General features: G+C 69.3%; 17 protein-coding genes and 1 pseudogene. 6 read left to right on the top strand and 12 right to left on the bottom strand.

Annotated elements, in window-relative coordinates:
- Nucleotides 1-119 precede the first annotated feature (119 nt).
- On the top strand, nt 120-3,641 hold the full coding sequence (gene car / locus A5775_RS21740) for a carboxylic acid reductase (protein WP_067256972.1): 3,522 nt from the start codon (nt 120-122) through the stop codon (nt 3,639-3,641).
- A gap of 65 nt (nt 3,642-3,706) precedes the next feature.
- On the opposite strand, the gene A5775_RS21735 is transcribed toward car, so the two are convergent.
- From A5775_RS21735 to ruvC, 7 genes and pseudogenes are all read right to left on the bottom strand, one after another.
- Nucleotides 3,707-4,399 (bottom strand): hypothetical protein, encoded by a 693-nt coding sequence (locus A5775_RS21735; RefSeq protein ID WP_067256971.1) that lies wholly within the window; start codon nt 4,397-4,399, stop codon nt 3,707-3,709.
- Between the two features lie 133 nt (nt 4,400-4,532).
- The gene (locus A5775_RS21730; protein WP_067256970.1) at nt 4,533-4,916 is read right to left on the bottom strand and encodes a DUF1304 domain-containing protein; all 384 of its coding nucleotides are present in this window, start codon (nt 4,914-4,916) and stop codon (nt 4,533-4,535) included.
- A 164-nt stretch (nt 4,917-5,080) separates the two neighbouring features.
- Entirely contained in the window at nt 5,081-5,776 is a 696-nt protein-coding gene (locus tag A5775_RS21725; RefSeq protein WP_067256966.1) for a hypothetical protein, read from the bottom strand.
- A 95-nt stretch (nt 5,777-5,871) separates the two neighbouring features.
- On the bottom strand, nt 5,872-6,927 hold the full coding sequence (gene ruvB, locus A5775_RS21720; protein ID WP_067256959.1) for a Holliday junction branch migration DNA helicase RuvB: 1,056 nt from the start codon (nt 6,925-6,927) through the stop codon (nt 5,872-5,874).
- A gap of 13 nt (nt 6,928-6,940) precedes the next feature.
- Nucleotides 6,941-7,014 (bottom strand): annotated as a pseudogene (locus A5775_RS26330) (hypothetical protein); the annotation flags it as partial.
- A 15-nt stretch (nt 7,015-7,029) separates the two neighbouring features.
- On the bottom strand, nt 7,030-7,632 hold the full coding sequence (gene ruvA / locus A5775_RS21715; RefSeq protein ID WP_067256957.1) for a Holliday junction branch migration protein RuvA: 603 nt from the start codon (nt 7,630-7,632) through the stop codon (nt 7,030-7,032).
- Entirely contained in the window at nt 7,629-8,183 is a 555-nt protein-coding gene (gene ruvC, locus A5775_RS21710; RefSeq protein ID WP_067256950.1) for a crossover junction endodeoxyribonuclease RuvC, read from the bottom strand. Before ruvC ends, ruvA begins: the two co-directional genes overlap by 4 nt.
- A gap of 193 nt (nt 8,184-8,376) precedes the next feature.
- On the opposite strand from ruvC, the gene A5775_RS21705 reads away from it, so the two are divergent.
- From A5775_RS21705 to A5775_RS21685, 5 genes are read left to right on the top strand one after another with little or no spacing between them, the layout of a single operon-like run.
- Complete coding sequence (locus A5775_RS21705; RefSeq protein ID WP_067256948.1) at nt 8,377-8,988, top strand: DUF4178 domain-containing protein; 612 nt, start codon at nt 8,377-8,379, stop codon at nt 8,986-8,988.
- Between the two features lie 17 nt (nt 8,989-9,005).
- Nucleotides 9,006-9,521: a DUF2617 family protein gene (locus A5775_RS21700; RefSeq protein WP_067256947.1), complete on the top strand. Its 516-nt coding sequence runs from the start codon at nt 9,006-9,008 to the stop codon at nt 9,519-9,521.
- The gene (locus tag A5775_RS21695) at nt 9,518-9,949 is read left to right on the top strand and encodes a DUF4247 domain-containing protein (RefSeq protein ID WP_067256946.1); all 432 of its coding nucleotides are present in this window, start codon (nt 9,518-9,520) and stop codon (nt 9,947-9,949) included. The genes A5775_RS21700 and A5775_RS21695 overlap by 4 nt, the downstream gene beginning before the upstream one ends.
- Before the next feature lie 25 nt (nt 9,950-9,974).
- Nucleotides 9,975-10,424: a DUF350 domain-containing protein gene (locus tag A5775_RS21690; protein WP_067256945.1), complete on the top strand. Its 450-nt coding sequence runs from the start codon at nt 9,975-9,977 to the stop codon at nt 10,422-10,424.
- Nucleotides 10,421-12,007, top strand: coding sequence for a polyamine aminopropyltransferase (locus tag A5775_RS21685; protein ID WP_067256944.1), 1,587 nt, complete (start codon nt 10,421-10,423; stop codon nt 12,005-12,007). The genes A5775_RS21690 and A5775_RS21685 overlap by 4 nt, the downstream gene beginning before the upstream one ends.
- 90 nt (nt 12,008-12,097) lie before the next feature.
- Here A5775_RS21685 and A5775_RS21680 read toward each other — a convergent pair whose 3' ends face one another.
- The 5 genes from A5775_RS21680 to A5775_RS21660 form a co-directional block, all read right to left on the bottom strand.
- Nucleotides 12,098-12,853, bottom strand: coding sequence for a YebC/PmpR family DNA-binding transcriptional regulator (locus A5775_RS21680; protein ID WP_067256943.1), 756 nt, complete (start codon nt 12,851-12,853; stop codon nt 12,098-12,100).
- A 91-nt stretch (nt 12,854-12,944) separates the two neighbouring features.
- On the bottom strand, nt 12,945-13,535 hold the full coding sequence (gene pdxT / locus A5775_RS21675) for a pyridoxal 5'-phosphate synthase glutaminase subunit PdxT (protein WP_067256942.1): 591 nt from the start codon (nt 13,533-13,535) through the stop codon (nt 12,945-12,947).
- Nucleotides 13,532-14,377, bottom strand: a complete 846-nt coding sequence (gene tesB / locus A5775_RS21670) for an acyl-CoA thioesterase II (RefSeq protein ID WP_067256941.1) — start codon at nt 14,375-14,377, stop codon at nt 13,532-13,534. The genes pdxT and tesB overlap by 4 nt, the downstream gene beginning before the upstream one ends.
- Nucleotides 14,378-14,419: 42 nt before the next feature.
- Nucleotides 14,420-15,331, bottom strand: coding sequence for a pyridoxal 5'-phosphate synthase lyase subunit PdxS (gene pdxS / locus A5775_RS21665; protein WP_067256937.1), 912 nt, complete (start codon nt 15,329-15,331; stop codon nt 14,420-14,422).
- Nucleotides 15,332-15,399: 68 nt separating this feature from the next.
- A partial coding sequence (locus tag A5775_RS21660) for an NUDIX hydrolase (protein WP_067256935.1) occupies nt 15,400-16,277 on the bottom strand: 878 nt, incomplete at its 5' end.

The following is a 16,277-nucleotide window of genomic DNA, read 5'->3' as shown; positions in this document are numbered from 1 at the left end:
TGTCACAGGCACGCCCGGGGCGGTATCATGGTGGAATACCGTTACTTTAGCTAACGTTCTATGTGTCAGCGCCGACGCGCCTATTGACCCGCTATCTTTCATTCGCAAGGGACGTGTTTATGTCGACTGCCATCCATGACGAACACCTCGACCGTCGCATCGAGGAACTCATCGCCAACGACCCCCAGTTCGCCGCCGCCCAACCCGACCCGTCGATCACCGCCGCCACCGAACAGCCCGGGCTGCGACTGCCGCAGATCATCCGGACCGTGCTGGACGGCTATGCCGACCGGCCGGCGCTGGCGCAGCGCGTCGTGGAGTTCGTCACCGACGCCAGAACCGGACGGACGTCGGCCGAGTTGCTCCCCCGCTTCGAGACCGTGACGTATGGCGAACTCGGCGAACGAGTTTCGGCCCTCGGCCGCGCCTGGGCCAGTGACTCGGTGCACCCCGGCGATCGCGTCTGCGTGCTCGGCTTCAACAGCGTCGACTACGCCACCATCGACATCGCGCTGGGCACCATCGGCGCCGTGTCGGTGCCGCTGCAGACCAGCGCGGCGACCTCGTCGCTGCAGCCGATCGTCGCCGAGACCGAGCCCAGCCTGATCGCCTCGAGCGTCAACCAACTGCCCGACGCCGTGGAGTTGATCCTCAGCGGCGACCACCTGCCCGCCAAGCTCGTCGTGTTCGACTACCACCCCCAGGTCGACGACCAGCGCGAGGCCGTGGAAAGCGCCGCCGCGCGGTTGGCCGACGCCGGCGTCGTGGTCGAGACACTCGCCGACGTGCTGCAGCACGGCAAGGAGCTGCCGGCCGTTGCGGAGCAGGAAAGCGACGAGGACTCACTGGCCCTGCTGATCTACACCTCCGGCAGCACCGGCGCCCCCAAGGGCGCGATGTACCCGCAGAGCAACGTCGGCAAGATGTGGCGGCGCGGCAGCAAGAACTGGTTCGGCGAGAGCGCCGCGTCGATCACCCTCAATTTCATGCCGATGAGCCACGTCATGGGGCGCGGAATCCTCTACGGCACGTTGGGCAATGGCGGCACCGCCTACTTCGCCGCCCGCAGCGACCTGTCCACCCTGCTCGAGGACCTCGAGTTGGTGCGGCCCACCGAGATGAACTTCGTCCCCCGCATCTGGGAGACGCTGTTCGGCGAATTCCAGCGCCAGGTCGAGCGGCGGCTGGCCGATGGCGGAGATCGCGCCGGCCGCGAGGCCATTGAGAAGGAGGTGCTGGCCGAACAGCGCCAGTACCTGCTGGGCGGGCGATTCATCTTCGCGATGACGGGCTCCGCACCCACCTCGCCGGAGCTGAAGAAGTGGGCCGAGTCGCTGCTGCAGATGCACCTGTTGGACGGCTACGGCTCCACCGAGGCCGGAATGGTGTTGTTCGACGGGGAAATTCAGCGTCCGCCGGTCATCGATTACAAGCTGGTCGACGTTCCGGATCTGGGCTACTTCAGCACCGACCGCCCGCATCCGCGCGGTGAACTGCTACTGCGGACCGAGAACATGTTTCCCGGCTACTACAAGCGCGCCGAGACCACCGCCAACGTCTTCGACGACGACGGCTACTACCGCACCGGTGACGTGTTCGCCGAGATCGCCCCGGACCGGCTCGTGTACGTCGACCGCCGCAACAACGTGCTCAAGCTCGCGCAGGGCGAGTTCGTGACCCTGGCGAAGCTGGAGGCGTTGTTCGGCAACAGCCCGCTGATCCGCCAGATCTACGTCTACGGCAACAGCGCGCAGCCCTACCTGCTGGCGGTCATCGTGCCGACCGAAGAAGCCTTGGCGGACAACGATCTTGACTCGCTCAAGCCGAAGATCGCCGACTCGCTGCAGCATGTCGCGAAGGAGACCGGCCTGCAGTCCTACGAGGTGCCTCGCGACTTCATCATCGAGACCACGCCGTTCACTCTGGAAAACGGCCTGCTGACCGGGATCCGCAAGCTGGCGTGGCCAAAGCTCAAGGCGCACTACGGGGAACAGCTCGAGCAGATCTACGCCGACCTGGCCGCCGGACAGGCCAACGAGTTGGCCGAACTGCGTCGCAGCGGGGCCGACGCGCCGGTGCTGCAGACCGTGAGCCGGGCCGCGGCCGCCATGCTGGGGACCTCGACCCGCGACCTGGCCGGTGACGCCCATTTCACCGATCTGGGTGGAGACTCGTTGTCGGCGTTGACCTTCGGCAATCTGTTGCGCGAGATCTTCGACGTCGACGTGCCGGTGGGTGTCATCGTCAGCCCGGCCAACGACCTGGCGGCCATCGCCGGCTACATCGAGGCCGAACGGCAGGGCTCCAAGCGACCGACGTTCGCCGCCGTGCACGGGCGCGGCGCAACGACGGTGCGCGCCAGCGACCTCACGCTGGACAAGTTCCTCGACGAGGCGACCCTGGCCGCCGCGCCGAGCCTGCCCAAGCCGGCCACCGAGGTGCGCACGGTGCTGTTGACCGGCGCCACCGGCTTTTTGGGCCGCTACCTGGCGCTGGAGTGGCTCGAGCGCATGGACATGGTGGACGGCAAGGTCATCGCCCTGGTGCGGGCCCGCACAGATGAAGAGGCGAGGAGTCGTCTGGACAAGACCTTCGACAGCGGCGACCCCACACTGCTGGCGCACTACCAGCAGCTGGCTGCCGACCACCTGGAGGTCATCGCGGGCGACAAGGGTGAGGCCAACCTCGGCCTGGACGACGCGACCTGGCAGCGACTGGCCGACACCGTCGACGTCATCGTCGACCCCGCCGCGCTGGTCAACCACGTGCTGCCGTACAGCGAGCTGTTCGGGCCGAACGCCGTGGGCACCGCGGAGCTGATCCGAATCGCGTTGACGTCCAAGCAAAAGCCGTACACGTACGTGTCGACGATCGGCGTCGGTGACCAGATCCGGCCGGGCACGTTCGTCGAGGACGTCGACGTCCGGACGATCAGCGCGACCCGCGAGATCAACGACAACTACGCCAACGGCTACGGCAACAGCAAGTGGGCCGGCGAGGTGTTGCTGCGTGAGGCGCACGACCTGTGCGGCCTGCCGGTCTCGGTGTTCCGCTGCGACATGATCCTGGCCGACACCACCTATGCCGGACAGCTCAACCTCCCGGACATGTTCACCCGGCTGATGCTGAGCGTGGTCGCCACCGGCATCGCGCCCGGTTCGTTCTACGAGCTCGACGCCGACGGCAACCGGCAGCGGTCGCACTACGACGGCCTGCCGGTCGAGTTCATCGCCGCGGCGATCTCGACGCTGGGGACCCGAATCCTGGACAGCGACACCGGATTCCAGACGTACCACGTGATGAACCCGTACGACGACGGCATCGGCCTGGACGAGTACATCGATTGGCTGGTCGAGGCCGGGTATTCGATCGAGCGCATCGCCGATTACTCCGAGTGGCTGCGGCGGTTCGAGACGTCGCTGCGGGCCCTGCCGGACCGGCAGCGTCAGTACTCGCTGCTGCCGCTGCTGCACAACTACCAGACACCGGACACGCCGATCAACGGGTCAATGGCACCGACCGACCGGTTCCGTGCGGCGGTGCAGGAAGCGAAAATCGGCCCTGACAAAGACATCCCGCATGTGTCGGCACCGGTGATCGTCAAGTACATCACTAACCTGGAGTTACTCGGACTGCTCTGAGTTCAGTCAAACAACAAGTCGCCCAGCCCTTTTTGGGGCTGGGCGACTTGTTGTTGGTGTGCTGACTACTGCTGCGGGTGCGGCCAACGCAAGTACGCGGCGTTGCCCCCTGACCCCGAACCTGCCCGCTGGCGGCGCCATCCCCGCTTTGGTTCGGGGTCAGACGACGTGCGCGGCTTGGTCAGCGCACCCGAGGAGACCTCGGCCGGCTGCTCGTACACCGAATCCCGATACGGCTCGACGGCCGGTGCTCCCGAGGCTGCCGGCGCCAACGGCGCCACGTCGCGCGCCAGGCGCGCGGCGGTGCGGGCCAACACGACACCCCCCACGAAGATGATCAGTGCACCCAGGCCCGAGAAATAGGTGACCTCGAGCACCGCGCGCTTGCGGTCGGTTGCGGCGATCGGGTCGCCGGCTGAGCCAATGCCCAGCAGCGGCGCGACCTCGCCACCCACGACGAACCAGGCCCCGGCCAGCACGGCCAGCCACCCGCCGAGCATCGCGGCGACGCGGTTGCCGGCCACGATCAAAAGTAGGCCGCCTAGCGCGGTGGCCGCTCCCGGTGCGACTTCCAGCCAGCCGCGGGCCGAACTCCATGCCCAGTTTCGGTCCGGCGTGTAGGCGAAGTTGAAGTGTGGACCGACAAACGGTATCAACGCCCCCCAGGCTCCCAGAATGACCAGGAGCAATCCGCTGACCGCGCCTCGCGAGCGCGGCATGCTCAGCCCGCGGGTTCGGCCGTCTTCTGCGTATTTCATGACATCCCCTCGTTGAATACCGGGCCTATTTCCGGCTCGAGATGGGTACCCGGCGACTTCTACTAGTAACCCACGCGGCAAAACGAAAGCCAACCGCTGGCCGTGATTATTGAGGCTGGTGAGACTGGTGTTACTACTGAAGGCCCAGCAACAACAGCACGATCGCCATCGCCGGGAAGGTGCCCTGGGTGAGCGCCGCGCGCGCCTTGTCGGGCGCGGACACCAGCAGCACCACCGCGGCCGCGGCCATCGATCCGACGCCGGCGAAAATGAGTGCCGCCCCAACGCCCCTGTGCCCCAAAGCAATTGCGGCGATGCCGATGCCGGTGACGATGGCCAGGAACAAGTTGTAGAAGCCTTGGTTGAAGGCGAGCAGCGTGGTGGTTTCGGCTTCCTCGGCGGTGGTGCCGAAGGTGGCGCGGGTGCGCGGCGAGGTCCAGGTCAACGATTCCATCACGAAGATGTAGACGTGCAGTAACGCCGCCAGCGCGGCGAACACCAGTGCGGTCGTGATCATCGCGTCCTCCTCGCCGGGCGAGGCCTGCGCGGTCGGGGCGCCCGGTCTGCCCGGTCCATGCCTTGGCGCCGGTGAACTTTACCGACCGGCGGGTGCCCGGGCCACCCCGGCGAAGGCGCCGATAGCCCAGGGCTACCGGCGCCTTTCGGGTTGTCGGTTCTCGGCTAAGCGGCGTGGTGATGCCGGCGGAAGAGGCCGCCGCCGGTGCGCCGGCGGAACAAGCCGCCCCCGGTGCGCCCGCGAGGCTCCGGCTCGGCCGCCACCGCGTCCGTCCGGGCCCGCGCCAGGCCGCCCGTCTCGTCGTACATGGCCGGTTGGCCCGCAGGCACCGCGTCCTCTGCCACGGGCGCCGGTTGCGTCGCCACGACGTCGCGCGCATGCCGAACCGCCAGGCGCGCCACGGCCGCGCCGCCCAGGAACACGATCAGGGCACCCAGACCGCTGAAGTAGGTGATCTCGAGCAGGGCTCGTTTCAGGTCCGCTGCGGTTGAGGTCGCCGCCGGTTGCCCGACGTCCCCGATACCCAGCGTCGGCGCGAACGCGCGACCCACCACGAACCAGGCGCCGCCCAGGACCGCCAGCCAGCCCCCGAGCACGGCGTTGGCGCGATTGCCGGAGAGGAGCACCAGCAAGCCGCCCACCGCCGCGGCCACCCCAGGAAGGACCTCCAGCCAGCCCTTGGCCGCGGTCCACGTCCATGCCGGGTCCGCGCCGTATGCCCAGTCGATGTTGGGTCCGAAGAACGGGATCAAGGCGCCCCAAGCACCCAAAAGAATCAGGAGTAGCCCGGTCAGCGCGCCGCGGGTACGTGGCATGTCCAGAGCGCGAGGGCGTTCGTCATCGTGGCGCCTGTTCCTCATCGTCAGTCTCCTTCACGAGGTGTTGCTGCTGTGAGGTTGGTTACCCACGGCGCGGCAAAGTAACCCGATGGGGACCGGCCGATTGTTTGCTGTGGTTACTCGAACAGGCCGGGCTGCCCGAGCCCGGCGGCCCCGGCCGGCGGCGCCATGCCCAGGTGCGTCCAGGCCTGGGCGGTGGCCACCCGGCCTCGCGGTGTCCGCGCCATCATGCCGGCGCGGACCAGGAACGGCTCACACACTTCCTCGACGGTGGTGGCCTCCTCGCCCACCGCCACAGCCAGCGTCGACACCCCGACCGGGCCGCCACCGAAGCTGCGGGTCAGCGCCGAGAGCACCGCCCGGTCCAGCCGGTCCAGACCCAGTTCGTCGACGTCGTAGACCGCCAGCGCGGCCTTGGCGACGTCGCGGGTGATCACGCCGTCGGCGCGCACCTCGGCGAAGTCCCGCACCCGGCGCAACAGCCGGTTGGCGATCCGCGGCGTGCCGCGCGAGCGACGGGCGATCTCCGCAGCCGCATCGGCGCCGAGTTCGATGCCCAGAATTCCGGCGGAGCGGGCCAGCACCCGCTCCAGCTCGGGGGGCTCGTAGAAGTCCATGTGCGCGGTGAAGCCGAATCGATCCCGCAGCGGGCCGGTCAGCGCGCCCGAGCGGGTGGTCGCGCCGACCAGGGTGAACGGCGCCACCTCCAGGGGAATCGACGTTGCACCCGGCCCCTTGCCGACCACGACGTCCACCCGGAAGTCCTCCATCGCCAGGTAGAGCATTTCCTCGGCGGGCCGCGCGATGCGGTGGATCTCGTCGATGAACAACACGTCGTGCTCGACCAGATTGGACAGCATCGCCGCCAGATCCCCGGCGCGTTCCAGGGCGGGCCCGGACGTCAGCCGCAGCGAGGATCCGAGCTCGGCCGCGATGATCATGGCCAGCGACGTCTTGCCCAGCCCCGGCGGCCCGGACAGCAGAATGTGATCCGGTGTGCCGCCGCGGTTTTTGGCCCCCTCGATGACGAGCTGCAGCTGCTCGCGCACCCGCGGCTGGCCGATGAATTCGCGCAGCGTGCGCGGCCGCAGGCTGACGTCGATGTCACCTTCGCCGGGCGCCAGCGCGGCGGAGACGTCGCGGTCGGACCAGTCGTCGCCGGCGTGGGTCATCGGCGCCGCTCCTCCTCATCGCTGCGCTCTGCATCGTCGCCGGCGTGGGTCATCGGCGCCGCTCCTCCTCATCGCTGCGCTCTGCATCGTCACCGGCGCGGGTCATCGCGACTTGCCCAGCAGCGACAGGGCCGCGCGCAGCGCGCCGGAGGTGGTCGCGTCCTGTTCGGCGGCCAGCACCTTGTCGGTGGCTTCTTCGGCCTGCTTGACGGCGAAGCCGAGGCCGACCAGGGCCTCCACCACCGGCCCGCGGATCGCGTGGCCGTTCAGCGCGGCGCCGGCGGTCGGGCCCCCGCCCGCCGCAGCGACGCCCACCTTGTCGCGCAGCTCCAAGACCATCCGTTCGGCGCTGCGTTTGCCGATCCCGGGCACCCGGGTCAGCGCGGCGACATCGCTGTCATGCAGCGCTTGACGGAGCGCGCCGGCGTCGTGCACGGCCAGCGTCGCCATCGCCAGCCGGGGCCCGACGCCCGACACCGACAGCAGGGTCAGGAACAGGTCGCGGGTGTCGGTGTCGGTGAAGCCGTACAGCGTCATCGAATCCTCGCGGACGATCATCGCGGTGATCAGCCGCGCCTCCGTCCCGGTCCGCAGCGTGGACAGCGTCGACGGTGTCGCGTTCACCCGGTAGCCGACGCCCGCGGCCTCGATCACCACATGATCGAGCGCCACCTCGAGCACCTCCCCGCGCACCGCGGCGATCATCGGGCGGCCTTCAGCTTGGCCTGGTACTTCTGCCGCTGCTCGGCGGCCAGCGCCTCGGCCGCCGCCATGCGGGCGATCATCGGCGCCCGCCAGCAATGACAGATCGCCAATGCGAGCGCGTCGGCGGCGTCGGCCGGCGTCGGTTTGGCTTGCAGCGCAAGGATTCTGGTGACCATCGCGGTGACCTGCGCCTTGTTGGCCGCACCGTTGCCGGTGACCGCGGCCTTGACCTCGCTGGGGGTGTGGAAGTGCACGTCGATGCCGCGCTTGGCCGCCGCCAACGCGACCACACCGCCGGCCTGGGCGGTGCCCATCACGGTCGACACGTTCAGCTGGGAGAACACCCGCTCGACGGCCACGACGTCCGGCTGGTGGGTGGTCAGCCAGTGCTCGACCGCGTCGCTGATCATCAGCAGCCGCTCGGCGAGCGGCGCGTCCGACGGCGTGCGCACCACGTCGACGTCCAGCGCGACGACGGTGCGCCCGCGCCCGCTTTCGACGACCGACAGCCCGCACCGGGTCAGGCCGGGGTCGACGCCCATCACCCGCATTACCCGCTCCCACCTAGTAGAACAGCTGTTCGATACCCTAGCGGCCGGCACCGACGGGCCCGGGTGCGACACGCGGCGGCTACCCCGATTCCGGGCCGATTCCCGGGCCGCGGGGTTACCGCGCCGAACCCGCGAAAAAGCTGTTAGCTTTAGCCCACGTTCGCTCAAGCATTGTGGCAACGGGAGGGTTCGCATGGGATCTCTGCTGGTCATGCTCGCGATCGTGCTGTTCATCGCGTCCATCGTGGTGCTCGTCATCGCTTTGCGGCGGCCCAAGCAGCCGGCCCAGCGAAGCGGGCGGCCCGATCCGCTCGCGTCGGACGCGATGCCGCAGTTCGGGCCCCGCCAGCTCGGCCCCGGCGCCATCGTCAGCTACGGCGGCACCGACTACATCGTGCGCGGGTCGGTGACCTTCCGCGAGGGCCCGTTCGTCTGGTGGGAACACCTGCTCGAAGGCGGCGACCAGCCGATCTGGTTCAGCGTGGAAGAAGACGACGGCCGCCTGGAGCTGGCGATGTGGGTCACCCGCAAGGACCTGCCGCTGCGGCCCGGCGACCCGTACGTCGTCGACGGCGTGATGTTCCACGAATCCGAGCGCGGCCGCGCCTCCTACACGACCGAGGGCAACACCGGCCTGCCCGCCGGCGGCGAGATGGAATTCGTCGACTGCACCAACGAAGACGAGACGGTCCTGCTCTCCTTCGAGCGCTGGGCCGCGGACATGCCCTGGGAGGTGTCGACGGGCAAGCCGGTGTCACCCGGCGAACTCATCGTGTACGCGGCGCCGCCGCCCAGCCCGGCCTAGCGCACGAGGTCAGGCCGGTGCCCCTTCATCGACTCGCCGTGACCCCGGCCGACGTATCCGGGGAGAGGCTGGGCCTCGCGCTCAACGCGCCCGTCCCCCCACCGCTGGCCACCTGCCGCTTGGACCACCCTGACGGCGTGGGCGCGCTGCTGCTCGGGGTGCTCGGGGCGTCGCACGTCGTCGCGGTCGAGCACGCCGCGGGCGGGTTCTCCGAGCAGGTCTCCTGCACCGCCCGCAGCCACGGGGCCGACCTGCCCGCGCGCACCGACGCGCCCGGCTACTGCCTGCAATCGGTCACCGACACCCGCGACGAGCCGGCCTTTCGCCGCCTCGCGCACGACCTGCGCGGCCGTTGCGCACGCCAGGCGGGCTGGCTCGGCGGCACGTTCCCCGGCGACGACGCCGCGCTGACCGTGCTGGCCGCCGAACCCGACGGCCCCGGATGGCGTTGGCAGACATGGCATCTGTATCCGGGGCAGCCGGCGGGCTCCGGCGGGACCGTGGTTCACACGGCGAGCCGGTGGCATCCGTGAGCCGAACCCGCCTGTTCGTGATCGCCGGCCTGTTGGCGGCCGCCGCCGTCCTCTGCCTGTTGGTCGGAATCATCTTGCTGCAGAAGAACATCGCGTCGTATGTCGCGAGCCACTATCACGAGTACGCCCACGACGTGAACGGCACGCGATACCAGTGCACCGGTTCACCACGGCAGACCGCCGACGCGCTCGCCGGGTACGCACGACCCGAGGCGCGGGCCGACAACGGCAACAGCGAGTACCTGCGTTACAGCAACAACATCGTGATCGTCGGCCCCGACGGCACTTACCCGTGCAGCATCCGCGTCGAGTCGCTGAGCGCCGGATACAGCCACGGCGCGTTCATCTTCCTCGGCCCCGGATTCACACCCGGCTCCCCGTCGGGCGGCTCCGGAGGCAGCCCGGGCGGCCCCGGCGGAACCAAGTGATGGCACCACCGCAAAGGAGAAAACCATGTACCTCGCCGTCGAGATCGGAAGCGTCGACGTCAATCCCGTCCTGAAAGGCGCAGTTGCGACGATCCTGTACTTCGTGGTCGGCATGGCCGTCCTGCTCGTCGGGTTCTACGTGGTCGACGTGCTGACCCCGGGGAAGCTGCGCCAGCTGGTGTTCATCGACCGCCGCCCCAACGCCGTCGCGGGCGCGATGTACATCGCGCTGACCGTCGTGATCATCACCGCCATCGCCAACAGCTACAGCAAGCTGGGCCAGGGGCTCCTCGGCGTGGCGGTGTACGGGTTGATGGGTGTGATCCTGCTCGGGATAGCGCTGCTCACCATGCATCTGCTGATACCGGGCAGTTTCCACGAGCACATCGACGAGCAGGTGCTGCATCCCGGATCGTTCGCGGTGGCGCTGATACTGCTCGCCGTGGGAGGGGTGACCGCCGCGGCGGTGTCATGAGCTCCGTCGACGTGGCCACGCCCCCGGCGCCGCCGTCCGCGGCGTCGACGGGGCGGTGGCGGGCGCTGCTGCTGGCCGCCGTGGCGGCGTGCGCGGCCTGCGGCATCATCTATGAACTCGCGTTGCTGACGCTGTCGGCCAGCCTCGACGGCGGCGGCATCGTCGCCACCTCGCTGATCGTCGCGGGCTACATCGCCGCGCTGGGCGTCGGTGCCCTGCTGGTCAAGCCGCTGCTCGCGCACGCCGCGATCACCTTCATCAGCGTCGAGGCGGCCCTCGGCGTCATCGGCGGGCTGTCCGCGGCGGCGCTATACGTGGTGTTCGCGTTTCTGGACGGCTCGGTCGGTTCGACGTGGGTGCTGGCGGTGGGCACCGCGCTGATCGGCGCCCTGGTCGGCGCCGAGGTACCGCTGTTAATGACGCTGCTGCAAAGCGGGCGTGTGGCCGCACAAAATCCAGCCGCCGATGCCGGGCGCACGCTGGCCAACCTCAACGCCGCCGATTACCTCGGCGCGCTGCTGGGTGGGCTGGTCTGGCCGTTCCTGCTGCTGCCCCAGCTCGGGATGATTCGGGGCGCCGCGGCCACCGGCATGATCAACCTGGCCGCCGCGGCCATCGTCGCGATATTCCTGCTGCGCCAGGTGGTTTCGACACGGCAACTGCTCGCGGCGCTGTGCGCGCTGGCTGCCGCGCTGGGGCTGCTCGCCACCCTCTTGCTGCGTTCGGCCGACGTCGAAACCACAAGCAGGCAAAGGCTTTACGCCGATCCGATCATCACCTACCGGCATACGCCCTACCAGGAGATCGTCGTGACCCGGCGCGGCAACGACACCCGCCTGTACCTCGACGGCGGGCTGCAATTCTCCACCCGGGACGAATACCGCTACACCGAAAGCCTCGTCTATCCCGCGCTTGGGAAAGGCGCGCATTCGGTGCTGGTGCTCGGCGGTGGCGACGGCCTGGTGGCCCGCGAATTGCTGCGCCAGCCCGGTATTTCCAAGATCGTGCAGGTCGAGCTCGACCCCGCGGTGATCGACATCGCGCGCACCACGCTGCGCGGCGCCAACGGCGGTTCGTTGGACAACCCGCGGGTGAGCGTGGTGACCGAGGACGCGATGAATTGGTTGCGCGGGGCCAACATTGACCGGTTCGACGCGATCATCGTCGACCTTCCCGATCCCGACACCCCCGTGCTGGGCCGGCTGTATTCGACCGAGTTCTACACGCTGGCCGCCCGCGCGCTGGCCCCCGGCGGGCTGCTGGCGGTGCAGGCGGGCAGCCCCTTTTCCACCCCGACGGCCTACTGGCGCACGGTGTCGACGATCCGGGCGGCGGGCTATGCGGTCACGCCGTATCACGTGCACGTGCCGACGTTCGGTGACTGGGGATTCGCGCTGGCGCAGCGCGGCGCCGTTGCGCCCCTGCCGACGCTGCCGCCCGACGCGCCGCCGCTGCGCTTTCTCAACCAGCAGGTGCTCGAGGCCGCCGGCGTGTTCTCCGGCGACATCGCGCCGCGGCCCGTGGAGCCGTCGACCCTGGACAATCCGCGCATCGTCGAGGACATGCGGCACGGGTACGACTAGTCCCTGACATGGCTTGCTTGCGCCGAGCGTGCACTGATGGCGAAAAATCGGCCGAAATCTCGCCCCCAGTGCACGCTCGGCGAAAGCGAACTATTCCTCGTCGAGGGCGGCCAGCACCTCATCCGACAGGTCGACGTTGGTCCAGACGTTCTGCACGTCGTCGCTGTCTTCCAGCGCATCCACCAGCTTGAACACCTTGCGGGCGCCGTCGACGTCGACCGGCACGCTGACCGACGGCTGGAAACTCGCCTCGGCCGACGCGTAGTCGATGCCTGCGTCCTGCAGCGCGGTCCGCACCGCGACCAGGTCGGTCGGCTCGGAGATGACCTCGAAGCTCTCACCGAGGTCGTTGACGTCCTCGGCGCCGGCGTCGAGCACGGCGGTCAGCACGTCGTCCTCGGTCAGGCCGTTCTTCTCCAACGTGACGACGCCCTTGCGGGTGAACAGGTAGGACACCGAGCCGGGGTCGGCCATGTTGCCGCCGTTACGGGTCACCGCCACCCGGACCTCACCGGCCGCGCGGTTGCGGTTGTCCGTCAGACATTCGATCAGCACCGCGACGCCGTTGGGTCCGTAGCCCTCGTACATGATCGTCTGGTATTCCGCGCCGCCGGCTTCCTCGCCCGCGCCCCGCTTGCGCGCGCGCTCGATGTTGTCGTTGGGCACCGAGGTCTTCTTCGCCTTCTGGATGGCGTCGTAAAGCGTCGGGTTGCCCGCCGGGTCGCCACCGCCGGTGCGGGCGGCGACTTCGATGTTCTTGATCAGCCGGGCGAATTCCTTGCCACGGCGCGCGTCTTTGACGGCCTTCTGGTGTTTGGTGGTGGCCCACTTGGAATGGCCGCTCATCGGTGTCCTATCTGGAAGTCCTCTTGTTTTTGTGGCCAGACGAGTCTACGTGGGCGCCCGCTTCCGCCTCGAACGCCGCCGAGCAAGGACCTCAGCCGATGACGAGGTCGACGAACATGTGGTGAATGCGCCGGTCGCCGGTCACCTCGGGGTGAAACGCCGTCGCCAGCTTGCGGCCCTGGCGCACCGCGACGACGTGACCGGCGGCGCTGGCCAGCACCTCCACGCCCTCACCGGCGCGCTCGACCCAGGGCGCGCGGATGAACACCGCGCGCACCGGGTCCGCCAGCCCGGCGAACGCGATGTCCCCTTCGAACGAATCGACCTGGCGCCCAAAGGCGTTGCGCCGCACCGTCATATCGATCGCACTCAGGGGCAGCGCCTCGCGCCCCCCCATTCCGGCGTCGAGGATTTCACTGGCCAGCAGGATCATGCCGGCGCACGCGCCGTAGGCGGGCAGCCCGTCGGCCAAGAGGCCACGCAGCGGCTCCAGCAGGCCGAGGTCTCCCAGCAGGTGGCTCATGGTGGTGGACTCCCCTCCGGGAATGACCAGCCCGTCGACCGCCTCGAGCTCACCGCGCCGGCGCACCGGCATCGACTCGGCCCCGGCTTCGCGCAGGGCCGCCAGGTGCTCGCGGGTATCGCCCTGCAGCGCGAGGACCCCGATCCGGGGGGCGCTCACTGGTTGGTCGGCTGGTGGCCGCGCTTGAAGCGGGTCAGCCCCTCCTGCATGACCGCGGCGACCATCTCACCGGATTGGGTGAAGATCTTGCCCTGGCACAGCGCGCGACCGCCGTTGGCCGACGGCGAGGACTGGTCGTACAGCAGCCATTCGTCGGCCCGGAACGCCCGCATGAACCACATCGCGTGGTCCAGCGACGCCACCTGCAGGTGCTCCCGCACGTCGAGGTGGGTGACCTGCGCCGATCCCAGCAGCGTCAGGTCGCTCATGTAGGCCAGCGCGCAGATGTGCAGCACCGGGTCGTCGGGCAGCGGGTCGCGGTGGCGGAACCACACCTGCTGCTGGGCGGCCTTGCCCGGCAACAGCTGCAGGCGCTCGCGCGGCACGATGCAGACGTCCCACTCCTCGAACTGCTTGAACCCGGCGTCGTCGAAGACCTTGATCGAGTCCAGCCCGGGCAGTCCGTCGGGCGGCGGAGCGGCGGGCATGGGGTCCTGGTGGTGGATGCCCTCCTGCTCGCTTTGAAAGGACGCACCCATGCTGAAGATGATTTCGCCGTGCTGGATGGCGTTGACGCGCCGGGTGGCAAACGAGCCGCCGTCGCGGGTGCGCTCCACGATGAACACCGTGCGCTCCTTGGCGTCCCCGGGCCGCAGGAAGTATCCGTGCAGCGAGTGGACCTGGTAGCGCGGGTCGACGGTGCGCACCGCCGACACCAGCGACTGGCCGGCCACATGGCCGCCGAAGGTGCGCTGAAGGAATCCCGATTCCGGGCTGAAGATGCTGCCGCGGTAGATGTTGACCTCGAGTTGCTCGAGATCGAGGATCTCTACGATCGCCACGCTATAACTGTCTGCTCTTCGCGCAAGCGCTCATCGCCCGTGTCACCAGCCGCGTTCAGCCAGTCGATGGGGCTGCGCGATCTGCTCGACGTTGATGCCGACCATCGCCTCGCCCAGCCCGCGCGAGACCTTGGCCAGCACGTCGGGATCGTCGTAGAAGGTGGTGGCCTTGACGATCGCGGCGGCGCGCTGCGCGGGGTCGCCGGACTTGAAGATGCCCGAGCCCACGAAGACACCCTCGGCGCCGAGTTGCATCATCATCGCCGCGTCGGCGGGGGTGGCGATACCGCCCGCGGTGAACATGGTGACCGGCAGCTTGCCCGCTCGCGCCACCTCGACGACGAGGTCATACGGTGCCTGCAATTCCTTTGCGGCGACATACAATTCGTCTTCGGACAGCGACGTCAGGCGGCGGATCTCGCCGCCGATGGCCCGCATGTGCGTGGTCGCGTTGGAGACGTCCCCGGTGCCGGCTTCGCCCTTGGAGCGGATCATGGCCGCGCCCTCGTTGATGCGGCGCAGCGCCTCACCGAGGTTGGTCGCCCCGCACACGAACGGCACGGTGAACTTCCACTTGTCGATGTGGTGGGTGTAGTCGGCGGGGGTGAGCACCTCCGACTCGTCGACGTAGTCCACGCCGAGGCTCTGCAGGATCTGCGCCTCGACGAAGTGCCCGATGCGGGCCTTGGCCATCACCGGGATGGTCACCGCGGCGACGATGCCCTCGATCATGTCCGGATCGCTCATCCGCGACACCCCGCCCTGGGCGCGGATGTCGGCGGGCACCCGCTCGAGCGCCATCACCGCGACGGCGCCGGCGCCCTCGGCGATCTTGGCCTGCTCGGGGGTGACGACGTCCATGATGACGCCGCCCTTGAGCATCTCGGCCATGCCGCGCTTGACGCGCGCGGTTCCGGTTCGCCCGTTGCCGTCCGGTGGGTGGGCGCTAGTCACTGCTTGATCTCCTTCAACCGTTGTCGATCCAGTCTAATGAGGCCCTTTGGCCCGCGTTGACGACGGAGTCAGCGGATGGACAGCAGCGGGCCGGATGCCCGGCCGCCGGCCAGCGCGGCCGCGTCGGTGAGCAGTCCGGATAGTTGCATGGGGTACACCGTCTCCCCCGCGGCGACGAGTTGGGCGATGTCGGCAGCGTCACACCAGCGGTGGCCGTGGATGTAGCTGCGTTCCAGGTCGGTGTGGCCCGCGCGCGACGGCTCGAACCGGCGGGTGCGGTGGACGAAATAGAACTCCTCGCTGTCGATCAGCTTGCCGTTGAACTCGAAGACCTGGTCGCGGCGCCACACGGGCCCGACCATGTCGGCCGGCGCGACCCGCAGGCCGGTCTCCTCGGCGAGCTCGCGGGCGGCGGCCTCGGCCAGCCGCTCCCCCTGCTGCACTTCACCGCCGACCGTGATCCACCACTTGGGCGCGTCCTGGCCGGCCAGCGCCGGATCCGACCCGCGCAGCAGCAGCACCGACCCGCCCTCGTCGAGCAGCACGACGCGCGCCGACGTGCGGTGGTTGAGCACGCCGTGATCGCCGTGCGCCAGCGCGTGCGGGCGCTCGACGATCTCGAAATAGCTGGGCAGCGCGGCGGTCCCGCCGAGGTGGAACAGCCGCACCAGGGGCCGCTCGGCCAGCGCCAGGGTGTCGCGCACCGCGTCGTTGTGGAAGCGGCGGGCGAGCACCACCCGGGCCTCGGCGTCGGCAAGCTCGGCGATCAGCCCGGTCGGCAACGACGCCGGGTCGACGGCGGCCAGCGCGGCCGACAGCTCGTTTTCGCACGTCTCGCGCGCGGGCCGGGCCGCCCCCTCGGCGGGGGGGGGCCGCCCCCCCCCCCCCCGCCCCTCGGACGCCCCCCCGTAGGGCCAGCTGGGCCCCGCCCCGCGCCCCCCCCCGG

The sequence above is a fragment of the Mycobacterium sp. 852002-10029_SCH5224772 genome, assembly GCF_001667315.1.
In the GTDB taxonomy this organism is placed as follows: domain Bacteria; phylum Actinomycetota; class Actinomycetes; order Mycobacteriales; family Mycobacteriaceae; genus Mycobacterium.
This window is presented reverse-complemented; position numbering and strand designations above follow the sequence as displayed.